7 protein-coding genes are annotated in these 6,593 nt (G+C 58.3%); 4 read left to right on the top strand and 3 right to left on the bottom strand.

The genetic code is table 11. From position 1 onward, the window contains the following. Positions 1 to 717, bottom strand: a 717-nt coding sequence (xseA, locus tag GHO03_RS23295; protein ID WP_153400604.1) for an exodeoxyribonuclease VII large subunit, incomplete at its 3' end; no start/stop codon positions are given. A gap of 80 nt (positions 718 to 797) precedes the next feature. Here xseA and GHO03_RS23290 point away from each other — a divergent pair. The 4 genes from GHO03_RS23290 (at position 798) to guaA (ending at position 5,574) form a co-directional block, all read left to right on the top strand. Then, on the top strand, positions 798 to 1,541 hold the full coding sequence (locus GHO03_RS23290; protein ID WP_133144813.1) for a sulfite exporter TauE/SafE family protein: 744 nt from the start codon (positions 798 to 800) through the stop codon (positions 1,539 to 1,541). A gap of 50 nt (positions 1,542 to 1,591) precedes the next feature. Then, positions 1,592 to 2,140 carry a sugar ABC transporter ATPase gene (locus GHO03_RS23285; RefSeq protein ID WP_133144814.1) on the top strand — a complete coding sequence of 183 codons (549 nt, stop codon included), beginning with the start codon at positions 1,592 to 1,594 and terminating at the stop codon, positions 2,138 to 2,140. 283 nt (positions 2,141 to 2,423) lie between these two features. Beyond that, positions 2,424 to 3,893, top strand: a complete 1,470-nt coding sequence (guaB, locus tag GHO03_RS23280) for an IMP dehydrogenase (protein ID WP_016779630.1) — start codon at positions 2,424 to 2,426, stop codon at positions 3,891 to 3,893. 103 nt (positions 3,894 to 3,996) lie between these two features. Then, positions 3,997 to 5,574, top strand: coding sequence for a glutamine-hydrolyzing GMP synthase (guaA, locus tag GHO03_RS23275; protein ID WP_095001455.1), 1,578 nt, complete (start codon positions 3,997 to 3,999; stop codon positions 5,572 to 5,574). Between the two features lie 270 nt (positions 5,575 to 5,844). On the opposite strand, the gene GHO03_RS23270 is transcribed toward guaA, so the two are convergent. Continuing rightward, a complete protein-coding gene (locus GHO03_RS23270; RefSeq protein WP_010655635.1) occupies positions 5,845 to 6,051 on the bottom strand; it encodes a hypothetical protein in 207 nt (68 codons plus the stop codon). Between the two features lie 49 nt (positions 6,052 to 6,100). Beyond that, entirely contained in the window at positions 6,101 to 6,412 is a 312-nt protein-coding gene (locus GHO03_RS25665) for a hypothetical protein (RefSeq protein WP_010655636.1), read from the bottom strand. Positions 6,413 to 6,593 lie beyond the last annotated feature (181 nt).

Raw genomic sequence — 6,593 nt, 5'->3', positions numbered from 1 at the left:
ACTGACGACAGGGGTAACGCAGGCATCGATGGCGCGAGCCACGGCTTCTTCGTTGAAACACCACAGGTCTTCCAGCGAGCCGCCGCCGCGGGCCAGGATCAGTGCGTCAAAGCCCCGTGCATCGGCCAGCTTGAGGGCACGGACGATTTGCGCCGTGGCTTCGCGGCCTTGAACGGCGGTGGGGATCAGGGTCAGTTCGACTTGTGGCGCACGGCGGCGGAACACGCTGATGATGTCGCGAATCACCGCGCCGGTGGGCGAGCTGACAATACCGATGCGCTGCGGGTGAGCGGGCAGGGCGACCTTGCGTTCGGGGCTGAACAGGCCTTCGGCGCCGAGCTTTTCCTTGAGTGCATCGAAGGCCAGGCGCAGTGCGCCGTCGCCGGCGGGTTCTACAGTGTCGAGGATCAACTGGTAATCGCCACGGCCTTCAAACAGCGAGACCTTGCCGCGCACCTTGACCGCCAGGCCATCCTTGAGCGCCTGACGAACCCGCGCAGCGTTATTGCGAAACAGCGCACAACGCACCTGGGCGCCGCTGTCCTTGAGGGTGAAATATACGTGGCCAGAGGCCGGGCGGGCGAGGTTGGAGATTTCGCCTTCTACCCAGATATTGCTGAACACGTCTTCGAGCAGCACCCGCGCCCGGCCATTGAGCTGGCTGACGGTCAGGACTTCCCGGTCGAGATTGAGTCTTGCAAAGGGGTCTTTAATCATGCGGGTCATCATAAGGGCGGATTGTTATCACTGCACCTGTCTGATAGAAGTCTGCGCACTAAAAACAAGGAAGCAGAGCAATGGATTTGCCGTTTAGTGGTGGTGAGTGGGTGCTGCTGGAGCTGGCCATTGCCCTGGCCTATATCGTCTTTGGTGTGGCCGGGTTCGGCACGGCGCTGGTGGCCGGGCCGATCCTGATTCTGTGCCTGCCGCTGTCGAAAATCATCCCGCTGCTGGTGCTGCTGGATTTTGTGGCGGCCTTTGGTAACTGGCTGCCGTCGCGCCGGGATGTGGTGCGATCCGAGTTGCTGCGCTTGCTGCCGTGCATGGCGATCGGCTGTGTGGTGGGCGTGGTGTTTTTGCTGAACCTTAAATCCGACCTGTTGTTGCTGTTGATGGGGGTTTTTATCACCGCTTACGCCTTGTACAGTTTGGCGGTGAAGGTGAAGCCGGCACGGCTCGCTGCCGGTTGGGCCATCCCCACGGGTATCACCGGCGGGTTGTTTGGTGCGCTGTTTGGCAGTGGCGGTTTTTTGTATGCGCTTTATCTGAATGCCCGCTTGCCCAAAGACGCTGCCCGCGCCACCCAGAGTGCGTTGATCAGTTGCAGCACCGTGGTGCGTCTTACGTTGTTCGTGCTTGCCGGTGTGTATGCCGATGGCGAGCTGTTGTTGCTTGGCGCCTGCCTGTTGCCGGCGATGGCAATGGGACTGTGGGTTGGCCGCCGGCTGACGCGCAAATTGTCCCGCGAGGCGTTTGTGCGGCTGGTAACGTGGCTGGTGCTGGCCAGCGGCATTGCGCTGATTGCGCGTTACCTGAGTTAAACTGCGTGGCTGAACCCTGTAGTCGCTCTTATCCATATGTGCCGTACCCCATGAACTCGCAAAGCATCATCGTTCCAAAAATCTCCACCTTGCCGGTGCATGAGCCGCGTGCCCTGGCCATCGTGCGCTGGCTGGTGCGCAAGAACATCATCGAAGAAGAGCTCACCACCTGCGGCCGTACTGGCAATGGCATGGCCTACGCCATCGCCCCCGGTGCCCGTGAAGTGGTGCTGTACCCCGAGGCGCTGCCTTTCGGGCAGCCGGTCAATGGCCTGGAGATCATCACCAAGCGCTGCATCTACACACCGGCCAAAGGTTTTCTTGAAGAAGCCGGTTGCGCCGAGTGCCGCAAGGAAGTGGGCGAGGCACTGTTTGAAAGCCTCGAAGACTGGATGCCGGGGCGTACCGACAACTTCATCTGTCCGCTGTGCGCCCACGAAGACGACATCAACGGTTTTCTGTTTTTACAGCCGTGTGCGTTTTCCAACCTTGGGTTTATTTTCAATAACTGGGCCGAGGCTGGATTCAAGCAAAGCTTTCTCGACGAGTTCGCCGACTGGCTCGACCAGCCGGTGGCGTGGGTGAAAGTCGAACTCTGAGGTGAAAATTCCGTAGCAGCTGCCGAAGGAACGAGGCTGCGTTCGATTGCGAAGCGATCGTAAGTCCGGGGCACGCGGTTCAGCTGAAAAAACGCGTGCTATGGATTTACGACGGCTACACCGCCGGACGCAGCCTTCGGCAGCTGCTACGGTTCAATTTCTGCCTTCAAAGTCAGCTAATCATTGGCCCTTAGCGCAAAACTCTCTAAAGGTTTCCGTTGAGAGATCCAGGGGTTTTGAGTACAATGGCGCGCTTCCATTTTCCCGCTCGGGAGCCCCAGCGATGCTGCGTATCAGCCAAGAAGCACTCACATTCGATGACATCCTTCTCGTCCCCGGTTATTCCGAGGTTCTCCCGAACGAAGTCAATTTAAAGACTCGTTTGACCCGTGGCATTGAACTGAATATTCCGCTGGTTTCCGCTGCAATGGACACCGTAACTGAAGCCCGTCTGGCAATCGCCATGGCTCAGGAAGGCGGTATCGGTATCATCCACAAGAACATGACCATCGAGCAGCAAGCTCACGAAGTTCGCAAGGTCAAGCGTTTCGAAGCCGGCGTGGTTAAAGAGCCGATCACTATCGAGGCTGATGCCACGGTACGTGAGCTGCTTGAGCTGACCCGCCAGCACAATATCTCCGGCGTTCCGGTACTGCACAATGGCGACCTGGTCGGCATCGTGACATCCCGTGACGTACGCTTTGAAAACCGTCTGGAAGCTACCGTTCGTGACGTGATGACGCCTAAAGAGCGTCTGGTTACGGTCAAGGAAGGCGCCGACAAGGAAGAAGCCCGCGAGCTGTTGCACAAGCACCGTATCGAGCGCGTGCTGATCGTCGACGACAACTTTGCCCTCAAGGGCATGATGACCGTTAACGACATCGAAAAAGCCAAGGCTTACCCGTTGGCCAGCAAGGACGACCAGGGTCGTCTGCGCGTAGGCGCTGCGGTCGGTACCGGCAAGGACACCGCTGATCGCGTGGCCGCCCTCGTGGCTGCCGGCGTTGACGTGGTGGTAGTCGACACCGCTCATGGTCACTCCAAAGGCGTGATCGACCGCGTTCGCTGGGTCAAGCAGAACTTCCCTGAAGTTCAGGTCATTGGCGGCAACATCGCCACTGGCGCTGCTGCCCTGGCCCTGGCTGAAGCCGGCGCTGACGCAGTTAAAGTCGGTATCGGCCCGGGCTCGATCTGCACCACCCGTATCGTTGCCGGTGTTGGCGTTCCGCAAATCAGCGCGATTGCCAATGTGGCCGCTGCCCTTGAAGGCACTGGCGTACCTCTGATCGCCGACGGCGGCATCCGTTTTTCGGGTGACCTGTCCAAGGCCATCGTTGCCGGTGCTTCCTGCGTGATGATGGGTTCGATGTTTGCCGGTACTGAAGAAGCACCGGGCGAAATCGAGCTGTACCAGGGCCGTTCGTACAAGGCTTACCGCGGCATGGGTTCGCTGGGTGCGATGTCGCAATCCCAGGGCTCCTCTGACCGTTACTTCCAGGACTCCTCCGCGGGTGCCGAGAAGCTGGTGCCGGAAGGTATTGAAGGTCGCGTGGCGTACAAAGGCTCGCTGACGGCGATTATTCACCAACTGATGGGCGGTCTGCGTTCTTCGATGGGTTACACCGGCTGTGCCGACATCGAACAAATGCGTACCAAGCCCGAGTTCGTGCGTATCACCGGCGCTGGCATGGCTGAATCCCACGTCCACGACGTGCAGATCACCAAGGAAGCACCCAACTATCGCGTAGGTTGATAGTGGTCGCACCCGGGTTCACACCCGGGTGCGATACGAATTAAGTCACCGGGGCTGTTTGATTCAGCCCCGTGTCGTTTCTGAAATTAATCGAGATTTTGTCATGGCCCTCGACATTCACGCTCACCGCATCCTGATCCTGGACTTCGGTTCCCAGTACACCCAGCTGATCGCCCGCCGCGTGCGCGAAATCGGCGTTTACTGCGAACTGCACCCGTTCGACATGGACGACGCAGCGATCCGCGAATTCGCCCCTAAAGGCATCATCCTGGCCGGTGGCCCGGAGTCGGTACACGAAGCCGGCAGCCCGCGCGCCCCACAAGCTGTATTTGACCTGGGCGTACCGGTTTTCGGTATCTGCTACGGCATGCAGACCATGGCCGAGCAACTGGGCGGCAAGGTTGAAGGTTCCGAGCTGCGCGAGTTCGGTTATGCCCGCGTCGACGTGGTTGGCAAAAGCCGCCTGCTGGACGGCATCGAAGACCATATCGATGCCGACGGCCTGTTCGGTCTGGACGTGTGGATGAGCCACGGTGACAAGGTCACCAAAATGCCGTCCGACTTCCACATTCTGGCCAGCACTCCAAGCTGCCCGATTGCCGGCATGTTCAGCGACGAGCGCGGCTACTACGGCGTGCAGTTCCATCCGGAAGTGACCCACACCAAACAGGGTGGCCGCATCCTGTCGCGCTTTATCCTCGACATCTGCGGCTGCGAAGCCCTGTGGACGCCGTCGAAAATCGCCGAAGACGCGATTGCCAACATCCGTGCCCAGGTTGGTACCGACAACGTATTGCTGGGCTTGTCCGGCGGCGTTGACTCCTCGGTAGTAGCAGCTTTGCTGCACAAGGCCATCGGCGACCAGTTGACCTGCGTATTCGTGGACAACGGCCTGCTGCGCCTGCACGAAGGTGAGCAAGTGATGGCCATGTTCGCCGAGAACATGGGCGTCAAGGTGATCCGCGCCAACGCTGCCGACCAGTTCCTGAACAACCTGGCTGGCGAAAGCGACCCGGAGAAAAAGCGCAAGATCATCGGCCGTACCTTTATCGACGTGTTCGATGCCGAATCCTGCAAGCTGGAAAACATCAAGTACCTGGCCCAGGGCACCATCTACCCGGACGTGATCGAGTCGGCTGGCGCCAAGAGCGGCAAGGCTCACGTCATCAAGTCGCACCACAACGTGGGCGGCCTGCCGGACGAAATGAACCTCAAGCTGGTTGAACCGCTGCGTGAGCTGTTCAAGGACGAAGTCCGTCGTCTGGGTCTGGAACTGGGCCTGCCGTACGACATGGTCTACCGTCACCCGTTCCCGGGCCCGGGTCTGGGCGTGCGCATCCTGGGTGAAGTGAAAAAGGAATACGCCGACATCCTGCGTCGTGCTGACCACATCTTTATCGAAGAGCTGCGCAAGGCTGACTGGTACCACAAAGTGAGCCAGGCATTTGTAGTGTTCCAGCCGGTTAAATCGGTTGGTGTTGTAGGCGATGGCCGTCGTTACGCCTGGGTAGTTGCCCTGCGTGCCGTAGAAACCATCGACTTCATGACCGCGCGTTGGGCTCATCTGCCTTACGAACTGCTGGAAACCGTCAGCGGCCGGATCATCAACGAAATCGAAGGCATCTCCCGCGTAACTTATGACGTGTCGAGCAAGCCGCCGGCAACGATTGAGTGGGAGTGAGGTTTGTTTTCAACTATCTGATTTTATTGTAAAAAATAAGAATTGATAGTGATCTTTACTACGTCATCAATGGCGTTTTTAATGGCGCCCATCGTACGTATGTGAGAGAGCTACATCGATACCATGTCCCGGACAAGGAATGCCGGCATGGTATCGAGAGCGCTTAGCAGCGCAGATGTCAGCAATAACTGTTTGCCCATCTCCCCCTATGGTGTTGGCGTGTGTTTTGAAGAACTTTACGCGCAGCATTCAACCCGCGCAGATTTCCGGCTAGAAGTTATCAATCGCGTTGCACATCGACACCTTCCCTGCTGGCTGCGGTTGGACCATCGCCCACTGCTTGCCGCCCGCCTCCAATTCATCCAGCTGGAACGAACAGTCCGCCGACATGGTGGCCTGCACCATGTAGTCCACGCCAGGCCGAGGCACAAAGGTCATGGTCTTGGCACACTGCAGCCAACACCAATGCTGTGCCATACAGTCCGTTGCGTAGATTGTTCATTCCCTGTGTCCTTTTGGTGATGGATTAACGGCGGCCGTCGCACACCGGCGATTCGCCAATACGACCGAGCTTGCACATGTCCAAGTTATCTTTGCGTTTGTAGCCTGCGTCTTTCATGCAATAGAAGTTCAGTAACCTCACATCGATTGGCGACCTGTCTCCCGCGCCATCAACATTGGTATATCCGCACGCACGCATCGCAGCAATGATCCCGGTCTGCGATACGCCCTCCTTGTACCATTTTGTGTAATCAGGAGCCGGCGGTTGAAATCCCCTTCCCGTGCAGCCAACCAGTAACACAGCGCAAAAACTCAGCAATAGGCTCCTCGTGAACATTGCGTTCTTCCTTATGGGTTGACTCGGATAAGTGTGAGACGCCGTAGGGTGAGTTGCTCTTGAAGGGCTTGCAAGCGGTCCCGCCACCCTCATAGCGGTTATGCACTGAATCGCCCCGGGTTTCCTAGACACTCTCCAGGCTCGCTGCGTAACGCTTTTCAAACTCTACCGGTGACAGCTG

Origin of the sequence: Pseudomonas sp. FSL R10-1339, from assembly GCF_009600545.1 — a bacterium.
Taxonomy (GTDB): Bacteria; Pseudomonadota; Gammaproteobacteria; order Pseudomonadales; family Pseudomonadaceae; genus Aquipseudomonas; species Aquipseudomonas bubulae.
This window is presented reverse-complemented; position numbering and strand designations above follow the sequence as displayed.

What these genes read in the sequence shown, in the direction of transcription:
- GHO03_RS23290 (WP_133144813.1), top strand. Translation starts at nt 798, where the DNA reads ATGGATTTGCCGTTTAGTGGTGGTGAGTGGGTGCTGCTGGAGCTGGCC.
- GHO03_RS23285 (WP_133144814.1), top strand. Translation starts at nt 1,592, where the DNA reads ATGAACTCGCAAAGCATCATCGTTCCAAAAATCTCCACCTTGCCGGTG.
- guaB (WP_016779630.1), top strand. Translation starts at nt 2,424, where the DNA reads ATGCTGCGTATCAGCCAAGAAGCACTCACATTCGATGACATCCTTCTC.
- guaA (WP_095001455.1), top strand. Translation starts at nt 3,997, where the DNA reads ATGGCCCTCGACATTCACGCTCACCGCATCCTGATCCTGGACTTCGGT.
- GHO03_RS23270 (WP_010655635.1), bottom strand. Translation starts at nt 6,051, where the DNA reads ATGGCACAGCATTGGTGTTGGCTGCAGTGTGCCAAGACCATGACCTTT.
- GHO03_RS25665 (WP_010655636.1), bottom strand. Translation starts at nt 6,412, where the DNA reads ATGTTCACGAGGAGCCTATTGCTGAGTTTTTGCGCTGTGTTACTGGTT.